A 19318-nucleotide genomic window follows, 5' to 3' on the forward strand; every position below is an offset into this window, starting at 1 on the left:
ATGCAAGTTTCTATCACATTTTTATGGTATGCTTTTTGTTATAGACATTGAATTTGTTTTTGAAATGACATAGACGATGCTATAAATGAAGTGTAATAGAAATGAGTGAATAATGTGAATTGGTTTAAAAAGCAAATAAATAAATTTGTAAATAAAGATGACAATGAATACGAATATGAGGAATTTTATGAAGACTATGAAGAAGAACAATCTGAGCAGCTGCACTCATTTAAAGAAGCACCTGGATCACAGCAAAAAACTTTTCGTTTTCCGTTAATTGAGGATGAGGAGTTTTCAGCTTCACCATCAACAACATCATCAAAAGAAGCATTCAATCAAATGGAGGATGCTAATTACGGACAAATTGAAGATTTATCTCTGCCGAAGCATTTAAATAATCATATTGTGGATTCGAGTGTTTATGATATTGAGGTTTCAGGAATTCGAGATTTATTAGCAAATCGTACGAAGCGAACTGGTAGAACGACAGTTACACGAAGTCAGTCTGAACAAACGAATCGGACAAGAGCAAGTCTTGTTTTTCGAGATGCACAAAATGAACCACCTATTACTCCTAAAGAAACTAATAATTCACCAGAAAAGACAGTTGAACGTGATTTAGCTGCTAATCACAAGCGCTTTGTACCAAGTGATGTCCCATCACCGGTTTATGGTTTTTCTAAGCCGAGCCCAATTGAGCAATTATTAGAGAAGCGGAAGGAAGAGCATGACAAGAAAGAGTCTGCAATACCTACAGCAACTAAGACTTTAAAAGAAGCGACAACAAATGAGGCTATTGAAAATATACTAAAAGAAAAAGAGCCTATGAGCACAGTTCAGAAAGAAGAACCTGAACAGCTTGAAGTCCATGAAAAAATTGAAGCACCAATAAAGCAACCGATTACTTTTGATGAAAAATTTACAGATGAAACGAACCAGCCTAGTGATGAAACGAACACGGAATTACCTGCACTGCAAACAACTTCCTTTGCCGTAGAATTTGAAGATCAAGTGAAAGAGGCCGTTCAGCACGAGCTGAATGGTGAACAACTTTCAGAGAATCAATCAGAAATTCATGTAAAAGAAGTAGTTGTAGAACAAGTGCAAATAGAAAATTCTACCATCCATATTGGGGAAGTTACAGTAATCCAGCCGCCAACAACTGAAGCTGGTGAGCAAGAGGTGTTAGAAGAGAAATCTGTAGAAGAAGCCAAGCATGAAAAAAGCGGTATTCCTTTTAATGTCCTAATGCTTAAAACAGATAAAGAGAAATGGAGAATACAACAGCAATTTAAAAATACGAAGCCAACCACAACAATTGTTGAAGAGGCCCAAAAAGCTCGAGAAGTCCAAGAAGTCCAAAAAGCTCAAGAAGTCCAAGAAGTTCAAAAAGCTCAAGAAGTCCAAGAAGTCCAAGAAGTCCAAAAAGCTCAAGAAGTCCAAGAAGCTCAAGAAGCTCAAGAAGCTCAAGAAGCTCAAGAAGCTCAAGAAGCTCAAGAAGCTCAAGAAGCTCAAGAAGCTCAAGAAGCTCAAGAAGCTCAAGAAGCTCAAGAAGCTCAAGAAGCTCAAGAAGCTCAAGAAGCTCAAGAAGCTCAAGAAGCTCAAGAAGCTCAAGAAGCTCAAGAAGCTCAAGAAGCTCAAGAAGCTCAAGAAGCTCAAGAAGCTCAAGAAGCTCAAGAAGCCCAAGAAGCCCAAAAAGCTCAAGAAGTCCAAAAAGCTCAAGAAGTCCAAGAAGTCCAAGAAGCTCAAGAAGTCCAAGAAGTCCAAGAAGCTCAAGAAGTCCAAGAAGCTCAAGAAGCTCAAGAAGCTCAAGAAGCCCAAAAAGCCCAAGAAGTCCAAGAGGCCCAAAAAGCTCAAGAAGTCCAAGAAGCCCAAGAGCCTTCTTCTGAACTTATTCATTTGGATGTAGAACAGAGATTAATACCATCCAAGAAAGAAGAAAATAAAAATCCTTTATCTTCAGAGATTGGTGAGTTAGAGATGGACAATGAAACAGCACCGCAATCGACGAAGGAAAACGAAGCTATTATTCAAAATACTGCACCAATCAATGCTGCAACAGAGAGTGTTTCAGTTATTACTATGTCACCAGTAGCAACAATGTCTAGCGTTTCGACATTAGAAAAGAAAGTACTAGACATTGAGAGTTCTGACGAAATTTCAGCAACTACCGAAATGGAAACAGACGCAACTATTGAACAGGAGCTTCCTACAAACAACATAGAGATTTCTGAGAAGGATTCTAATGGCACAGGTGAATATCCAGAGCGACCTTCCAAATCAGATGAAACATTAGTAGAGAATCAAGTAATGGAGGATCCTCAAAAACCTGTTCATGTGTATCAAAAACCAAATGATGAGTTTTTAGAGCCGCCTGAGGAAAAAACACAGGATACTGAGTGGATGGAGCAACAGGGTGATACATTGGTTGAAGCTTTGTCTTACTTCCAAGTCTCAGCTCAAATAGAATCTATTATGCAAGGACCAGCCGTGACACAATTTGAAATAACAGTGAGTCATGGTACGAAGGTTAGCAAAATCCGTAATTTAGCAGATGATTTGAAACTTGCGTTGGCAGCGAAAGATATCCGCATCCAAGCTCCGATTCCTGGGAAGAGCTCAATTGGCATTGAGATACCGAACCGTGTATCTCGCGCAGTTCGACTATCAGAAGTGACAAATAGTGCTTCTTTCCTCGAGTCAGATTCACCGTTAGAAGCAGCGTTGGGTCTGGATTTAACAGGGAAGCCTGTAACCATTGATTTGCGAAAAATGCCACATGGCTTAATTGCTGGAGCTACAGGTTCTGGTAAATCAGTTTGTATCAATTCACTTTTGGTTAGTTTGCTATATAAAGCTGCACCACATGAATTAAAGCTGATGCTTATTGATCCTAAAATGGTAGAGTTAGCACCGTTTAATCATATCCCACATTTAGTTAGTCCGGTCATCACAGATGTTAAGGCTGCTACTGCTGCACTCAAATGGGCAGTGGAGGAAATGGAGCGTCGTTATCAGTTATTTGCTCATGTAGGTGCACGTGATATTACACGTTATAATGCAATCGCGGATAAAAATAATGAACATAGCTTAAAATTACCGTATATTCTAATTGTCATTGATGAATTAGCAGATTTAATGATGATGTCTCCTGCAGATGTAGAAGAAGCGATCTGTCGTATTGCACAAAAAGCGCGTGCTTGTGGTATCCATTTAATTGTTGCAACTCAAAGACCGTCTGTTGACGTTATTACAGGGCTTATTAAATCAAATATTCCTACACGTATTGCCTTTGCGGTATCATCACAAATAGACTCACGTACTATTTTAGATGGGCAAGGCGCAGAAAGATTACTTGGACGAGGCGATATGTTATATTTAGGTAATGGTATGTCTGCCCCAGTGCGTTTGCAGGGGACATTTGTGACAGATGATGAAATTGAAGCAATTATTGATCATGTTCGTGAGCAAGGAGAGCCGGATTATATATTTGATCAAGAGGAACTTTTGAAGAAAACGGAAGTTTCAGCTGAGCAAGATGATCTGTTTGAGGATGTCTGCCGATTTGTGTATGAACAGGGAGGAGCATCGACTTCCTTGGTTCAGCGAAAATATCATATTGGCTATAATCGTGCTGCTCGTTTAATCGATATGTTAGAGTCTCATGGCTTTGTGTCTGAGGCAAGAGGAAGTAAACCACGAGAAAGCTACATTACGGAAGAAGATTTAATTGCTATGTTTGAATAATAATTGCATTGTTTTCGTATAGATTATCTTTTTTACGTCAAATTTCGTATTTTTAGAAAAGTTACACATTTATCCTTGTGCATAAATAGTGCTATAATAGACAAGATGTGTTGATTAGTACGTATTTTTTAACACTTGAAAAGGTATTAATACCTAATAATAAGTAAAAGATACGATACACCTAATAGATGATAGAAGGGATATTGAATTCCCGGGGGGTTTAATTAATGACAGTTTTTCATTTCACAGGCATTAAAGGTTCTGGCATGAGTTCACTTGCACAAATCTTATTTGATGCTGGTGAACAAGTACAGGGCTCAGATGTTGATAAATATTTCTTCACGGAGCAACCGTTACGTGAACGTAATATTCCAATTTTTACATTTAATGCAGATAATATTAAAGAAGGTATGACAATTATTGCAGGGAACGCATTTCCTGATGACCATCCCGAATTAGAACGTGCTCGTCAAATCGGTGTAGAAATTGTTCGCTACCATAAATTTTTAGGTGAATATATCGGTAATTATACGTCGATTGCTATTACTGGTGCACATGGTAAAACATCTACGACAGGCTTAATGTCGCATGTTGTAGGAGGTTATAAACCAACCTCATATTTAATCGGTGATGGAACAGGAGCTGGGCATGAAAATGCTGACTTCTTTGTAATGGAGGCATGTGAATACCGTCGACACTTTTTAGCTTACAATCCCGATTACGCTGTAATGACTAATATTGATTTTGACCATCCAGACTACTTTGCAAACATAGAGGATGTTTATTCAGCCTTTCAATCATTAGCATTACAGGTTAAAAAAGCAATTATTGCTTGTGGTGATGATGAACAGCTACAACGTATTCAAGCAAAGGTACCGGTTGTATATTATGGCTTTGGAGCTGAAAATGATTTTGAGGCTCGTAATGTTGAAAAAACAACAGAGGGTACAAAATTTGATGTATTTGTTCGCAATGAATTTTATAGTACATTCTTTATCCCATTGTTTGGAGATCATGCGGTATTAAATACATTATCGGTTATTACACTTTGCGAGTACGAAGGAATATCACCAGACATTATCCAAGAACGTTTAATCACTTATAAAGGTGTGAAAAGACGTTTTACAGAAACGGATATTGGAAATAATGTTTTAATAGACGACTATGCACATCATCCAACTGAAATACGTGCAACGATTCAATCGGCACGACAAAAATTTCCAGATCGTGAGCTAGTAGCTATTTTCCAACCACATACATTTACACGTACGCAAGCTTTTTTACAGGATTTTGCAGATAGTCTAAGTCTTGCAGATACAGCCTACTTATGTGATATATTTGGTTCTGCAAGGGAAACACAAGGTGCACTTTCAATCCAAGATTTAGCATCTTTAATTGAAGGTAGTGCAGTGATTACTACTGAAGGAATTGAAGTACTTACAAAGCATGAGCGCGCAGTATTTTTATTTATGGGTGCTGGAGATGTTCACAAATTCCAAGATGCCTTTGAAAACGTGCTAAAAAACAACGAAACAGCTTAGTCCGTAAGGAATAAGCTGTTTTTTCTCAAAAATGAGGAGGAAATTAGTTTTTTTTGTCGAAGATATGGAAAGGAATAGTAAAGAGAATTTTTACTTCCGGGAGGTCTAGTTATGGAAATTATTTTGTATATTGCAGCAATCATTGCAGCAATCGGGTTTTTAATTTTATGTGTGAGCGTCGGCATGACATTATTTTCGCTCAAATCAATTCTTAACAGCTTAGCTGGGACATTATCAGGTATTGAGGGACAAATGGAGGGTATTACACGCGAAACGACTTCCTTGCTATCCAAAACAAATAGCTTAGCAGAGGATATTCAAGAAAAATCTGAGCAGTTAAATTCCGTTGTTCATGCAGTCAAGGGCATTGGTGACTCTGTGAACGGTCTAAATACGTCTGTACAGCAAATCACTTCTTCGATTTCCAAAAGTGTAGAACACAATGAAGAAAAAATTGCACAGGTTGTTCAGTGGAGCAATGTCGCAATGGGTATTGCTGATAAGTGGAAGAAGCGTAAAATCATCGATCAGGCACATGACATGGGTCAAGAAGATCTTTACTCTTTTGAACCAGAGCAGTCGGAAAAATCGAAAAGAAGATGGGGCCGTAAAAAGTGATTATTATTCGGTAGACATTGAATGTCAACTGAATAAAAATAAAGTCTTAGGCATAAGTTGAAGATGCATCCGCGAAAGCAGATGGACAACCAGTCTAGGCAAATTAGATTATTTTATGGGGAGGAATTGTTGCATGACAACTCAAAAGCCAAATTTTAATGAAGTGAAGGAACAACAACTTGAAAGTTCATTGCCTCAGCTTTATCATCCGCAAGAATCGATTTATGAAGAGGAGCGTGTGAACATGAAAGATTTTGTTATTGGCGCATTAGTTGGGGGTATAGTAGGTGCAGCTGCAGGCTTATTATTAGCTCCAAAATCAGGAAAAGATTTACGTAGCGATGTAGCAGTACAAGCTGTTAACTTTAAGGATAAGAGTGCAGATTTCTCGACAACTGCAAAAGATAAAACGGTTCAATTATCTAAACAACTTCAAGAGCAATCTACACAATTAGTAGAGAAAGTTAAAACATTAAAATCAGCAAAGGCACCAACTGTTTTTGATGATGGTACTGTTTCTTTCGAGGGTGAAGAGCCACTAGGGGATTTCATTCCTAGCGAAGAGCCTAAAGCAGAGGATGCTAGTGAAAAAAAAGTGCAAGCTGATGAAAAAAGTGAAGAAGTTCGCGCTTAATGCATGAGCGATAAAGAAGGGATCCAATACGTCTTTCCAATGACGTATTGGATCCCTTTTCGTTTTTTTAGTGAGATATAGACGCTTCTTCTAGTAAAATTTCTAATTTATCCCCTCCGAAAATCTCCATATCAAAGCTTGCCGGTTGACCATTTCGTAAAATTGTAAAGTTACCTTTAAATGTAGTAGGTAGTTGCCAATTGGAGAAGCGGAATACATCTTGGTAAATCCAACGACTTCGGTCTTTTTCTTTAAATGAAAGGGTTGCTCCATTTGGTGTTGTTGAAAGTGGTGATACGACTACTTGATTAACGAGTACTTCGTTTGCCATCTTCTTTAGCTCCAACACCTCATTTTGGAAATGTATGATGATGTTATCCTCAAGTAAAACATTCATTTGATCAGCAATACGTTGAACAGTTGGTAATGTTTGTTGCTGAAATGTAATAACATCACCATCTTGTACAGCATATGTCATTTTAGAAGGTTTACCATTAATCATTAATTGCGCTGAAAACTCTGGTAAATAAAGTGGCTTTCCGTCTACTTGAATATAAAATGACTCAAATTGTTTTAATAACTCCCAATTATTTGTGTTTTTAAATACATCCTCTACTGTTTCAGCTATTTCAAACTTAACAACATCTCGATCATTAATTGTACTATCTAGAGATGCATAGGAACCATTAACAGTAATTTGTGGTTCAATTACATATTTTGTGTGTTGAATCGTGACTGTTTTGATGGCAGCATCATCTACAATATCTCTTACTGTAGCAGTAGCTTGCTGACCGTCTTGGCCTTCAATTAACTGGATGGCATCGCCTGTTTTAATCATCGTTTTAGTAGATGCCTGATGCCCATTTACTAAAATTTCCGCCGGTTGACCGTGACCACCAGGGATGAAAATATCGTGTCCATTTACACTCACTGATAATCCATGTCCAGGTTTACCATATAATTGTTTTGCTCGAATATTGGCTGCTAAAAATGCATCGGCAACGGTCATTTCCTTTAATTCAAAAAGGCGAACTACTTGTTCATTGACAGTTAGACTCATATATTGAATGGGCATTTTTTTTGCTGCAATGGCAATACCGATTGGTGTAACCAATTCAGGCGATGCTTTAATATGTTCTTCTTTCGTTAAGTTTTGAATGGCATCAATCCCTCGAACGGCAATACGATTTGCTGGTAAATCTAGTACTAGTCCAAGTTCAGTCGTAAGGTTGGGTGTTAAGCTTCCTCCACCAACCAGCATGACCGCCTTAGGAGCTGTACGATTATTAAGGCGTAAAATTTCTTCCCCAATGGCTTTTGCAAGTTGTTTGACAGCAAGATCAATTGCTTGAAAAACTTCTTCTTTCGGATAATATTGATCAAAGCCTAAAATATCTTGAATTAAAATTTCTTCTTCTGTTTGCAGTTGACGTTTCACTTTTTCAGCAACAGGGAAGTCGAGTAAATAGTGGTCGCTTAAAGCCTCTGTTATTTCATCACCAGCTGTTGGCACCATACCATAGGCGACAACAGTACTTTTATCAGTAATGGCAATATCGGAAGTCCCAGCTCCAATATCAACAAGTGCAACATTTAAACGGCGCATAGTAGGCGGGATCAGGACATTAATAGCGGCAATAGGTTCTAACGTTAGTGCATCCATTTCTAAATCCGCGCGTTTAAGAGCCGCAATTAGTGATTCTACGACAACTCGAGGCAGGAACGTAGCAATAACTTCAATTTGTGCCTCATCACCTTGCTGATCGAGTAGGCTACCAATTTCTTCACCATCTAATCGATAATATAGAACTGAATAACCAACACAATAATAGTGGCTTATTTTGGTATCCTCTTTATGTTGTAGAAGTTGTTGCTGTGCCTGTTGAACAGCTTGTAGTTCTAAACGACTTATATCCTCTTCTGTAAAGATTGGCCGACTACGTATATTGATTGTCACGCTTGCTTGTTCTGTTTTTAATGAGCGACCAGCCGCAGCGACACTCACTTTTGTTAAAGGACCGTGCTTCTCTTCAAGTTCATGTTTAATTTCATTGATTAAATCTGCCACATACATGACATTATGTATTTGACCATCAACCATGGCGCGTTCTTTATGTTCTTTTATTAAGATGTCTTCCACGTGAAAGCGGTCATTATCTTCAGTTAAAATAATGCCCACTACAGAACGTGTACCGATATCAAGTGCAAATAATTTTGAACTCAAAATACTCGCTTCCTTTCTCGAAATATGTTAATATAATTTAGCGAGTTGAAGCGCTAAATTAAAAATGCGTGACATTCTGTACAACATTGATTATAATGATGCTAATATCTAAAAATGTAACATACATTTCAGAGTTCTGAAAGTGTCTGTCATGAGGAGAGGGGAAAGAAGCATGAGCCAAAAAGATTTAGAAAGTTTACGTAGTCAAATAGACGACTTAAACTTAGAAATTCTTCGTCTAATTAACGAACGAGCAACTGTAGTTGATGAAATCGGTAAGATTAAAGAAAAACAAGGTGTGAATCGTTATGATCCATTACGTGAACGACACATGCTTGATCTCATCAAAGAACACAATCAAGGTCCGTTAAATCAAATGACGGTTGATTATATATTTAAGCAAATCTTTAAAACAGCTTTAAAACAACTTGAAGCAGATAAGAAGAAAGAGTTACTTGTATCTCGTAAAAAGAAATCAGAAGATACTGTCATTAATGTGAATGGTGAGCTAATTGGCCAAGGAAAACCATCTTTCGTATTTGGACCTTGTGCTGTAGAATCATACGAGCAAGTAGCAGCAGTAGCAGCATCTATTAAAGCAAAAGGTGAAAAATTAATACGTGGCGGTGCGTATAAACCACGTACTTCTCCATATGACTTCCAAGGTCTTGGATTAGAAGGCCTGAAAATTTTAAAACGTGTGTCAGAGGAATACGGTTTAGCCGTTATTACGGAAATTGTTACACCAAGTCATTTAGAGGAAGCATTGGATTATATCGATGTTATCCAAATTGGTGCACGTAATATGCAAAACTTCGAATTATTAAAAGCGGCTGGTGCTGCAAACAAACCTGTCCTTTTAAAACGAGGCTTAGCAGCGACAATTGATGAATTCATTCACGCAGCAGAATACATTATGTCTAAAGGGAATGAGAACATTATTCTTTGTGAACGTGGTATCCGTACTTACGAAAAAGCAACTCGTAACACATTAGATATTTCTGCCGTACCAATTTTAAAACAAGAAACGCATTTACCAGTATTTGTAGACGTTACGCATTCAACAGGTCGTCGTGATTTACTATTACCATGTGCTAAGGCGGCAATCGCAATTGGAGCTGATGGCGTCATGGCAGAGGTGCATCCAGATCCGTCTGTAGCACTATCTGACTCACAACAACAAATGGATATTCCAACATTTGATGCTTTCTACGAAACATTACAAAATTTCATGAAGAACTATGAAATCCATGCTTAATTGTTTTGATAAAAACCGCTTGCTTAATTAGTAGCAGGCGGTTTTTTACTATATATCGTGACAAAATAATGTCTAGAATAATACTATTTGTACTTGGTTTTTCTTTTCATATACTTACTTCTTCTTGAAAAGATTATAAAAATTATCGTATTATAAGGCTATAAAAGGAAAAAGGGAGGCACGTGCGATGACTGTTACAATTTATGATGTTGCAAGAGAAGCAAATGTTTCTATGGCAACAGTCTCTCGTGTAGTCAATGGCAATCAAAACGTAAAGCCAGCAACACGAAAAAAAGTATTAGAAGTAATTGAACGATTAGAGTATCGTCCAAACGCAGTAGCGCGAGGATTAGCAAGTAAGAAAACAACAACAGTTGGCGTGATTATCCCAGATATTGCAAATAATGTTTATGCGGAGCTGGCACGTGGTGTAGAGGATATTGCAACAATGTATCGTTACAATATTATTTTAGCCAACTCAGATCAACATGAAGATAAAGAGCTACAGCTACTGGATACAATGCTGGGAAAACAGGTTGACGGTATTGTTATGATGAGTGATGAAGTAACGGAGAAAATGCAACAAACTATGGATCATTCACCTGTACCGATTGTGCTTGCAGGTTCAGTAGATGAATCACAAACCATCGCGACTGTGAATATTGATTATTACCAAGCAGCTTATGAGGCGATTACTTTGCTCATTCAAAACGGGCATAAGAGAATCGGCTTTGTAACAGGTCCGCTTACTTATACTATTAATGGAAAATTCAAACTTGAAGCTTATAAAAAAGCCTTACAAGCTGCAGGTTTACCTATAGATGTATCACTAATTGCTGGAGAAGAATCGAGCTATGATATGGGCTTAGAGGCGTGGGAAACATTATCCTCACTTGAAAATCCGCCAACTGCTTATTTTGCAGGTAGTGATGAATTGGCAATCGGGCTGATTCATGGTGCACAGGATGTAGGAAAAAATGTACCTGAGGATATTGAAGTGATCAGCTTTGAGAATTCAAAATTAGCACGTATGGTACGTCCACAGCTTACAAGTGTAGCGCTACCGTTGTACGATATCGGAGCTGTTGCAATGCGCTTACTAACTAAATTGATGAGCAAAGAGCCTGTTGAGGACAAAGCAGTAATTTTACCTCATCGCATTGAACATCGACAATCTGTCAAAAGTAAATAATGGTACTTAACACGTAAATCAGTCGATGATTTACGTGTTTTTTATGTAGACGGATAGGTGATTGAAAACAAATAAAAAAGCCCCACGAAAATCGTGAGGCGTAAAATTAAGCGCGTTTTTCAGTGCGAATAATATGTAGCGCTTTGGCAAGCATTTGCGCATTTTTTTCTTCAATCTCAGTTTTTCGAGGGATTGGCTCATACAAGGGATTTGGATCCTCCCAAGTTGGAATAAAAGGCACTGGTGCTTCAGCCTGCCAACGATCTATCCATGCTTGAGGGAGAGGTCCTGTCGGTAATTGCTGATCGGTCATTTCAAGCCATAGCATAGACCACGCACGAGGCACCACACGCCAAATATCGTAGCCTCCACCACCGACAGCAATCCATTTACCGTCGCAATATTCATGTGCTAATTTATGCGCAAGCTTTGGGATTTCTCTATAAATATTCATTGTTCCATATAAATGAGTTAATGGATCGAAAAAATGTGCATCTGCGCCGTTTTGTGTTAGTACAACATCTGGCTTGAAGAATTCAAAGACTTCTCGCATAGCCTTTTCATATATTTCTAGGAAACTCTCATCTTCTGTAAAAGCATCAATTGGAAAATTAAAAGAAGTGCCATAGCCTTGCCCATTTCCACGTTCTGTAATATTACCAGTTCCGGGGAAAAGGTAGCGACCCGTTTCATGAATAGACAATGTACAAACATCTGGGTCTTCATAAAAGCTCCATTGTACACCATCTCCATGATGGGCATCCGTATCCACATAAAGTACACGAGCTTTGTATTTTTCCTGCAAATAGCGAATAGCTACTGTACTATCGTTGTAAATACAAAAACCTGATGCACGACCACGGAAGCCATGATGTAGCCCTCCGCCTAGATTGAGGGCGTGCTCGGCTTTGCCTTGCATAACATAATCGACAGCTGTTAGCGTTCCGCCAACAAGCTGTGCGCTTGCTTCGTGCATGTTTTCGAAAATGGGTGTATCTTCGGTACCTATGCCGTAGCTTTCGCATTGTGCCTCTGAAAGCTCACCGTGCCCTGCTCTTTTAACGATATCAATATATTTTGGATCATGTGCTAGCAAAAGCTCTTCCTCCGTAGCGACACGAGCTGGAACGATATCTAAATCATGAAGAGCGTCTATATTTTTTAACAAATCCATTGTAAGCGTCAAGCGTTTATGATTGAAAGGATGGGTATCTGAAAATTTATATCCGAGTTGCTCTGGCGAGTATACAAATACTGCTTTTTTCATTGTAACGAAACACCTGGTAAGTTAGGCCATAATACATCAAAGCCTTCTTTACGAAGATTTTCAATCATGGCGAGTGGATTCAGTGTTTTTACTCGGATGCTTAGAATTTTATTTTGGGCATTTTCAGAGTCAGGATAAACTAGGACGCTTTGGACATTTACATGATGTTCATGAAAAATCTTTGTAATCTCAAATAATATTCCTGGCGTATCGGATACGCGAATTTCAATTTTTGAGCCAGGGTCAGTGGCACCAGTTAACTCTATATATGTATAGAGTAAATCTGTGGTAGTCACAATTCCAACTAATTTCCCTCCAGTGACAATGGGTAAGCAGCCTATTTTGGATTCATAAAAAGTAAGAGCCACTTCTTCTACAAAATCAAGTGGATGGCCGACAAGTGGATTTTTAACCATAATTTCTTCCACTTTTGCATTAAAAACTGGAGAATTTGGTTCATCCCGTAATGAGGAAGGTAAAGCCTCTTTAATATCTCGTTCAGTAATAACCCCAAGAACGTGATGTTCCTCGTCTACAACTGGCACATGACGTACTTTTTTCTCGCGCATTAACTTAAGCGCTTCAAATACTGTATTTGTCGGAGCCAGCGTGTAGGGCTCATCATTCATAATTTCTTCTACGATCATATACTCAATCCCCTTTGTGTTGGTTTAATACATGAAGCGATTTCTAAAACGAAGTCTATCGAATCTTTCCATTGTCTCAGGAGGCACACGTTTTCCTTCGCGTGCCATCAGGCAGTTAGCAGGATGTGATGTAATTTCAGGATCATCTGTAGCAAAATATTCGAAGTCAGCGGAGCTCATCATTTTCTCCATCATTTTGCGATAATCCCAAACGTTTAAACCAGTCCCTTTTAAGTCCCAATGCCAATAATATTCGGTGGTGATAACAAGATAGTCTTCCATTTCATCTCCCGTAAAAGATACAGCTAGCAGTGCTTTACCAACACCTGTTCCACGATATTCTGGAATGACTTCAATGGCACCTAGCTCAATCATGTTATCAATTCGGTCTTCCGCCCATCGTTCTAATGGATCAGGGTATAGATAAGTGACGTAGCCTACAATGATATTTTCATTTCGGATAATAATAATTCGTCCTTCAGGAAGTCCTGCAATTTCTATAATGGCTTGTTGTTGTTGTTTTGGAGGTCTAAAAGCAACCAAACCTTCGTGGAATGAATACGTAGCTAATTTTTCTGGAGGTACAGGTCCTTCCACATACACAGTACCATGCTTTGTTTCCTTGGTGACAGAAAAAAAAGTTTTTTTATGTTCCATAATTACACCACCTGAGTTTAATGATTCCATTATAGCTGATTTCTTGCGGAAAAACGCTTATTTTTGCAAAATATACCTGTGTTTTTGGAAAAATAAAAATATTGAGACATTATTAGTAAATTCGTGTAAAATATATTTATATTGCATCTGTTATTTAACAGATGAATGTCGTGTGAATAATAATTGATTAATTTCACACCGCATAAACTGTTATATAACAATTGCTACATAACGTATTTGTCTTTAGAGAAGATAGCGAATTTTAAGGGGGAAAATAGTGAAATTAAGATTTGAAATTTGCTTACTAATGTTCTAAAGCGATAGCAAAGAAAGGGGTAGTTTCATGGGGATGAAAATGATGGAGAAGTTGGATGCTTTAATAGGGCAATACAATTTGCCTGATTATGAGGAAGCAGCAGCGGTACATGATTGGACAGAGACAGAAAAGGGATTTAGTTGGTATGAAACAGGTCTTGTGAATATGGCGTATGAGGCAATCGATCGTCATACAGAGACGTATCGGAAAAACAAAGTTGCTCTTTATTTTAATGATGGTAAGCGTAAAGAGGCTTATTCTTTCAATGAAATGAAAAAGCTGACAAATAAAGCGGCAAATGTTTTTAAGACAGCAACAAATTTAGAAAAAGGGGATCGTTTATTTATTTTTATGCCACGGTCACCAGAGCTTTATTTTACATTATTAGGTGCATTGAAAATGGGCGTTATTGTGGGTCCGTTATTTGAGGCGTTTATGGAAGGTGCTGTTTATGACAGGTTGGTAGATAGTGAAGCGAAAGTACTGGTGACGACACCAGAGTTGCTTGAACGAGTACCTTTAGCAAAGCTACCGCATTTACAGCACGTCTTTTTAGTTGGATCTAATATAGAGGAAACATCACAAATTTTAGATTTCAATAAACGCCTGAAAGAGGCATCTTCTCAATTTGACATTGAATGGGTGGAGCGAGAGGATGGGATGATTCTTCATTATACTTCTGGATCAACTGGAGCACCAAAGGGCGTTTTACATGTCCATAACGCAATGCTTCAACAATATCAATCCACACAATGGGTACTAGATTTGCGTGAAGATGATATTTACTGGTGTACGGCTGATCCAGGATGGGTAACAGGCACAGCGTATGGCATTTTCGGTCCGTGGTTAAATGGTGTCACAATGCTAATTGTTGGGGGAAGATTCTCACCACAAGCTTGGTACCAAGCAATTGAAGATTATAGTGTAACAGTTTGGTATAGCGCACCAACAGCTTTCAGAATGTTAATGGGCGCTGGTAGTGGCATGCTTGAGAATTATGATTTATCTTCTTTACGCCACATTTTATCTGTTGGTGAGCCGTTAAATCCAGAAGTAATTCGTTGGGGTATTGATGAACTAGGTCACCGTATTCATGATACATGGTGGATGACGGAAACGGGTGCACATATGATTTGTAACTATCCTTCTATGGATATTAAGCCAGGATCTATGGGGAAACCATTACCTGGTATCCATGCGACGATTGTTGATGATGCTGGTAATGAAGTACCGCCTTTTACAATGGGGAATCTTGCTGTTCGCCGTGGGTGGCCGGCAATGATGCGTCAAATTTGGGGGAATCCAGAGCGATATGAATCTTATTTCTTAAAAGGAGAATGGTATGTATCTGGGGACTCAGCTTATATGGATGATGATGGCTATTTCTGGTTCCAGGGACGTGTGGATGATGTTATTATGACTGCTGGTGAGCGGGTAGGGCCTTTCGAGGTGGAAAGTAAACTACTAGAGCATCCTGATATAGTCGAAGCAGGGGTTATTGGGAAGCCAGACCCTGTACGAGGTGAAATTATTAAAGCTTTTGTATCATTACGTGAGGGTATTGAACCTTCTGATGTATTAATTGAGGATATTCGTAATTTTGTCAAGAAGGGCTTGTCTGCACACGCTGCGCCACGCGAAATCGAATTTAAGGATAAGCTACCAAAAACACGCAGTGGAAAGATTATGCGTCGTGTGTTAAAGGCATGGGAGTTAAATTTACCAACTGGCGATTTATCTACGTTGGAAGACTAATTTTTGTAGCGCGAATATAAAATAACGCTCTACATGTTGATATTTATACATCTGGTGTATAAAAAGAAGGCAGGGATTCATTCGATGAGTGAAAGAGTCCTTGCCTTCTTTTTTGAATTTATAGTGATAATTAATGATGGATTTGTACATGAGAAAATAAATTTGAAAATTATAAGAATAAATAAAAATTCAATTGACTTAATAAATATACAGACGTATACTAATTTTAACTTATTTCAGAGGTGAGTGTATTGAAAATAGGAATTGTAGGTGCAACCGGATATGGTGGATTAGAGCTTATTCGATTTTTACATAATCATAAAGCGGTGGAGCGGATCGATTTATTCACATCTTCAGAAGAAGGTGTAATTTTTTCTTCTAAGTTTGGTCATCTCGTTCATATTGCTGATACACCATTACAAAAAATTGATTATGGGGCTTTGGAGAAATTTGATGTTGTTTTTACAAGTACGCCTTCTGGGGTGACAAGTGAGCTATTACCTCCATTGGTAGGGAAAGGTCCTAAGTTAATAGACTTGTCTGGGGACTTCCGTTTAAAAGATCCACCAAGCTATGAAGAGTGGTACGGTAAAAAGGCGGCGCCACTGGATATCATTAGGCAAAGTGTTTATGGCTTAACTGAATGGAATGCAGAGCAGGTTCAACATGCATCTCTTATCGCAAACCCTGGGTGCTATCCAACAGCGGTTTTGCTGTCGTTGTTGCCATTGCTAAAAGAGCGATTGATTGATCCGAGCTTTTTAGTGATTGATGCGAAAAGTGGGATTTCGGGGGCTGGAAATAAGCCTTCGCAAACGACACATTTTAGTGAGGTGAATGAAAGCTTCTCCATCTATAAAACCAATACGCATCAGCATATACCAGAAATTGAACAGTCCATTGCAATGTTTGCCGGTGTCGATGCAACCATTTCCTTTAATACTCATTTAGTGCCAATGACACGAGGGATTTTATCGACCTCGTATGCGCCAGTTATGCCTGGTGTTACAGAGAAGCAGTTAGTAGCTTGTTTGCAGAATACTTATGAAAAGCATCCGTTCGTGCGAATTGTAACAGATATAAATAGTCTAGGAACAAACCGTGTTAAAGGTTCGAACTATTGTGATATTTTGGTGAAGGTAGATAGCCGTACAAATCGTGCCACAATTGTTGGGGTCATCGATAATTTGGTCAAAGGGGCAGCGGGGCAAGCGATTCAAAATATGAACGTTCAATTTGATTTACCTCAAACGACAGGACTAGATGTCGTTCCATTCTTTATTTAACTTCTTTCAGCGAATCTTTTATGTAGCGAGAGCAGAACGTCAGCTACTATTATATGCCAAGGAAAATTGATTAACTAAGGAGGAATTATTTATGACATTAATAGCATCAACGAGTATTATGAAAAAATTGTCAATTAAAAATATTGTTTCACCAAAGGGTTTTAAAGCTGCAGGTTTACATTGTGGATTAAAGCATAAGAAAAAAGATTTAGCTGTGTTAGTCAGTGAAGTACCAGCAAGTGTTGCAGGTGTATTTACAACGAACGCAGTTCAGGCAGCGCCATTAAAAGTAACGAAAGAGGTTGTGTACGCAACGAAGAAAATGCAGGCGATGATTGTTAATTCCGGAAATGCTAATGCGTGTACAGGGACGCAGGGTGTAAAGGATGCACTAACAATGCAGTCCCTAATGGCAGAAAAGCTTGGCATAGAGGCGAGTCTAGTAGGGGTTTGCTCAACAGGTGTCATCGGTGAAATTATGAATATGGAGCCAGTGGCAAATGGGATTATTCAGTTAGAGCCTATGGATAATTTAGAAAGTGCTATTGATTTTGCACAAGCAATCATGACAACAGATACTGTGATGAAAAACACAAGTTATAGTACGACAATTGACGGTAAAGAGGTAATTATCGCTGGGGTTGCTAAAGGTTCAGGTATGATTGAACCGAATATGGCAACGATGCTTGGCTTTATTACGACAGATGCAAATATCGAATCAGATATTTTACAGTATGCATTATCTGATATTACAAATCTCACTTTTAATGCAATCACAGTGGATGGAGATACATCTACAAATGACACAGTAGTTGTCATGGCAAACGGCTTAGCAGGAAATGAAGCTTTAACGCCTACCCATCCAGATTGGCAAAACTTTTACTATACTCTAAAAACAGTAGCACAAGATTTAGCAAAAATGATTGCCAAAGATGGTGAAGGGGCAACGAAACTGATTGAGGTTGAAGTAGAAGGGGCCATTTCGGATGAAGAGGCACGTAAAATTGCAAAAACGGTAGTAGGTTCACCGCTTGTGAAAACGGCAGTATTTGGCTGTGATGCGAACTGGGGGCGTATTATTGCTGCTGTAGGCTACAGTGGTGCAACAGTTAATCCAGATAAAATTACAATCCAAATTGGTGGCGCAACAATGGTCGAAAATGGTGAGCCCATCCCATTCTCAGAAGATGAGTTAATTCAAATTTTAAAAATGAATGAAGTGAAAATCTATGTGTCACTTGGTATGGGTGAGGGCAAGGGGCATGCTTGGGGATGTGATCTTACTTATGACTATGTTCAAATCAATGCATCATACCGCTCGTAAACGAATGGTCATTAAGCTTGGTGGAAGTACGTTAGAAGGCTTAAACGAGTCGTTTTATGAGAATTTTAAAAAGCTTCAAGATAGTGGTGTAGAGCTTATTATTACACACGGTGGTGGTCCGGCCATTAATCGTGAGCTTGCGGCGCGTGGGGTAGAATCACACGTTGTAAACGGTATTCGTGTAACGAGCGAAGCTGCAATTACTATTGTACAGTCAACGTTAATAGGAAAGGTCAATCCAGCTCTTGTTCATGAATTAACAACGGCGGGTATTGCTGCTATTGGTTTAAACGGTTTTGACGGGCAGTTACTTGTAGCGGATTATTTAGACAAAGATGTATACGGTTTTGTTGGTGAAGTAAAAGCTGTTAATACATCTTTATTAGAAGCATTAATTAGTGCGGGTATTGTACCAGTAATTGCTTGCGTTGGAGCAGATGAACATGGTCAGGCGTTAAACATTAATGGAGATACAGTAGCAAGTGAAATAGCACTAGCTATAGATGCAGATAGTTTATTGCTTGTTACGAATGTAAGTGGCATTCGAGTGAATGATGAGTATCAAACGAAAGCGACGTCTTTCTTAATCGATCAATGGATTGAGGAAGGTCATATTTATGGTGGTATGATACCTAAAGTTCAAGGGGCTCTTGAATGCTTAAGTGCAGGTATTCCATCAGTGCAAATTGTTGGCGATTCCCTAGTAGGTACGACGATTTTAGATTCACTCAGTAAAAGTCATTCCTCATTATAGATAAGGTTGCCGTTCTAGTGGCTTTGCGGTAGCAATATAGTTGTTTAGAGAGGATGGTTGAAGGTTTTAACTGTGGAAAATTATAGTAGGGGATGATA

General features: G+C 38.6%; 14 protein-coding genes. 10 read left to right on the forward strand and 4 right to left on the reverse strand.

Translation table 11 applies throughout. The annotated features are described in order from the left end of the window. Positions 1 to 114 precede the first annotated feature (114 nt). From ACB089_RS05550 to ACB089_RS05565, 4 genes are all read left to right on the forward strand, one after another. Positions 115 to 3747, forward strand: a complete 3633-nt coding sequence (locus ACB089_RS05550; protein WP_374965599.1) for a DNA translocase FtsK — start codon at positions 115 to 117, stop codon at positions 3745 to 3747. A 227-nt stretch (positions 3748 to 3974) separates the two neighbouring features. After that, positions 3975 to 5288, forward strand: a complete 1314-nt coding sequence (gene murC, locus ACB089_RS05555; RefSeq protein ID WP_374965600.1) for a UDP-N-acetylmuramate--L-alanine ligase — start codon at positions 3975 to 3977, stop codon at positions 5286 to 5288. Between the two features lie 111 nt (positions 5289 to 5399). Continuing rightward, complete coding sequence (locus ACB089_RS05560) at positions 5400 to 5906, forward strand: DUF948 domain-containing protein (RefSeq protein WP_368638218.1); 507 nt, start codon at positions 5400 to 5402, stop codon at positions 5904 to 5906. A gap of 133 nt (positions 5907 to 6039) precedes the next feature. Then, positions 6040 to 6540 (forward strand): YtxH domain-containing protein, encoded by a 501-nt coding sequence (locus tag ACB089_RS05565; protein ID WP_368638219.1) that lies wholly within the window; start codon positions 6040 to 6042, stop codon positions 6538 to 6540. A 67-nt stretch (positions 6541 to 6607) separates the two neighbouring features. On the opposite strand, the gene ACB089_RS05570 is transcribed toward ACB089_RS05565, so the two are convergent. Then, positions 6608 to 8764: a cell division FtsA domain-containing protein gene (locus tag ACB089_RS05570; protein WP_374965601.1), complete on the reverse strand. Its 2157-nt coding sequence runs from the start codon at positions 8762 to 8764 to the stop codon at positions 6608 to 6610. 172 nt (positions 8765 to 8936) lie between these two features. On the opposite strand from ACB089_RS05570, the gene ACB089_RS05575 reads away from it, so the two are divergent. Both ACB089_RS05575 and ccpA read left to right on the forward strand, forming a co-directional pair. Next, complete coding sequence (locus tag ACB089_RS05575; protein ID WP_068984016.1) at positions 8937 to 10022, forward strand: bifunctional 3-deoxy-7-phosphoheptulonate synthase/chorismate mutase; 1086 nt, start codon at positions 8937 to 8939, stop codon at positions 10020 to 10022. A gap of 187 nt (positions 10023 to 10209) precedes the next feature. Next, positions 10210 to 11214 (forward strand): catabolite control protein A, encoded by a 1005-nt coding sequence (gene ccpA / locus ACB089_RS05580; protein ID WP_374965602.1) that lies wholly within the window; start codon positions 10210 to 10212, stop codon positions 11212 to 11214. A 106-nt stretch (positions 11215 to 11320) separates the two neighbouring features. Here the strand turns inward: ccpA and ACB089_RS05585 are convergent, their stop codons facing one another. Genes ACB089_RS05585 through ACB089_RS05595 form a run of 3 tightly spaced genes read right to left on the reverse strand, consistent with a single transcriptional unit; the run spans position 11321 to position 13785 of the window. Next, the gene (locus ACB089_RS05585) at positions 11321 to 12481 is read right to left on the reverse strand and encodes an acetoin utilization protein AcuC (protein WP_374965603.1); all 1161 of its coding nucleotides are present in this window, start codon (positions 12479 to 12481) and stop codon (positions 11321 to 11323) included. Beyond that, the gene (locus ACB089_RS05590) at positions 12478 to 13128 is read right to left on the reverse strand and encodes an acetoin utilization AcuB family protein (RefSeq protein ID WP_374965604.1); all 651 of its coding nucleotides are present in this window, start codon (positions 13126 to 13128) and stop codon (positions 12478 to 12480) included. Before ACB089_RS05590 ends, ACB089_RS05585 begins: the two co-directional genes overlap by 4 nt. A 24-nt stretch (positions 13129 to 13152) precedes the next feature. Next, positions 13153 to 13785, reverse strand: coding sequence for a GNAT family N-acetyltransferase (locus ACB089_RS05595; protein ID WP_374965605.1), 633 nt, complete (start codon positions 13783 to 13785; stop codon positions 13153 to 13155). Positions 13786 to 14128: 343 nt separating this feature from the next. Between ACB089_RS05595 and acsA the strand changes: the two genes are divergently transcribed. From acsA to argB, 4 genes are all read left to right on the forward strand, one after another. Then, positions 14129 to 15856 carry an acetate--CoA ligase gene (acsA, locus tag ACB089_RS05600; RefSeq protein WP_374965606.1) on the forward strand — a complete coding sequence of 576 codons (1728 nt, stop codon included), beginning with the start codon at positions 14129 to 14131 and terminating at the stop codon, positions 15854 to 15856. 251 nt (positions 15857 to 16107) lie between these two features. Next, on the forward strand, positions 16108 to 17142 hold the full coding sequence (gene argC / locus ACB089_RS05605) for an N-acetyl-gamma-glutamyl-phosphate reductase (protein WP_374965607.1): 1035 nt from the start codon (positions 16108 to 16110) through the stop codon (positions 17140 to 17142). 91 nt (positions 17143 to 17233) lie between these two features. Next, positions 17234 to 18466 carry a bifunctional glutamate N-acetyltransferase/amino-acid acetyltransferase ArgJ gene (gene argJ / locus ACB089_RS05610; protein WP_374965608.1) on the forward strand — a complete coding sequence of 411 codons (1233 nt, stop codon included), beginning with the start codon at positions 17234 to 17236 and terminating at the stop codon, positions 18464 to 18466. Continuing rightward, complete coding sequence (gene argB / locus ACB089_RS05615; protein WP_374965609.1) at positions 18429 to 19220, forward strand: acetylglutamate kinase; 792 nt, start codon at positions 18429 to 18431, stop codon at positions 19218 to 19220. The genes argJ and argB overlap by 38 nt, the downstream gene beginning before the upstream one ends. Positions 19221 to 19318: the final 98 nt, after the last annotated feature.

The sequence above is a fragment of the Lysinibacillus sp. RS10 genome (assembly GCF_041956855.1).
In the GTDB taxonomy this organism is placed as follows: domain Bacteria; phylum Bacillota; class Bacilli; order Bacillales_A; family Planococcaceae; genus Lysinibacillus; species Lysinibacillus xylanilyticus_A.

Bases quoted from the DNA above. Each gene is read 5' to 3' on its own strand.
- argB (WP_374965609.1), top strand. From the start codon at position 18,429: ATGACTATGTTCAAATCAATGCATCATACCGCTCGTAAACGAATGGTC.
- ACB089_RS05560 (WP_368638218.1), top strand. From the start codon at position 5,400: ATGGAAATTATTTTGTATATTGCAGCAATCATTGCAGCAATCGGGTTT.
- ccpA (WP_374965602.1), top strand. From the start codon at position 10,210: ATGACTGTTACAATTTATGATGTTGCAAGAGAAGCAAATGTTTCTATG.
- ACB089_RS05590 (WP_374965604.1), bottom strand. From the start codon at position 13,128: ATGATCGTAGAAGAAATTATGAATGATGAGCCCTACACGCTGGCTCCG.
- ACB089_RS05565 (WP_368638219.1), top strand. From the start codon at position 6,040: ATGACAACTCAAAAGCCAAATTTTAATGAAGTGAAGGAACAACAACTT.
- acsA (WP_374965606.1), top strand. From the start codon at position 14,129: ATGGGGATGAAAATGATGGAGAAGTTGGATGCTTTAATAGGGCAATAC.
- ACB089_RS05595 (WP_374965605.1), bottom strand. From the start codon at position 13,785: ATGGAACATAAAAAAACTTTTTTTTCTGTCACCAAGGAAACAAAGCAT.
- ACB089_RS05585 (WP_374965603.1), bottom strand. From the start codon at position 12,481: ATGAAAAAAGCAGTATTTGTATACTCGCCAGAGCAACTCGGATATAAA.
- ACB089_RS05575 (WP_068984016.1), top strand. From the start codon at position 8,937: ATGAGCCAAAAAGATTTAGAAAGTTTACGTAGTCAAATAGACGACTTA.
- argJ (WP_374965608.1), top strand. From the start codon at position 17,234: ATGACATTAATAGCATCAACGAGTATTATGAAAAAATTGTCAATTAAA.
- murC (WP_374965600.1), top strand. From the start codon at position 3,975: ATGACAGTTTTTCATTTCACAGGCATTAAAGGTTCTGGCATGAGTTCA.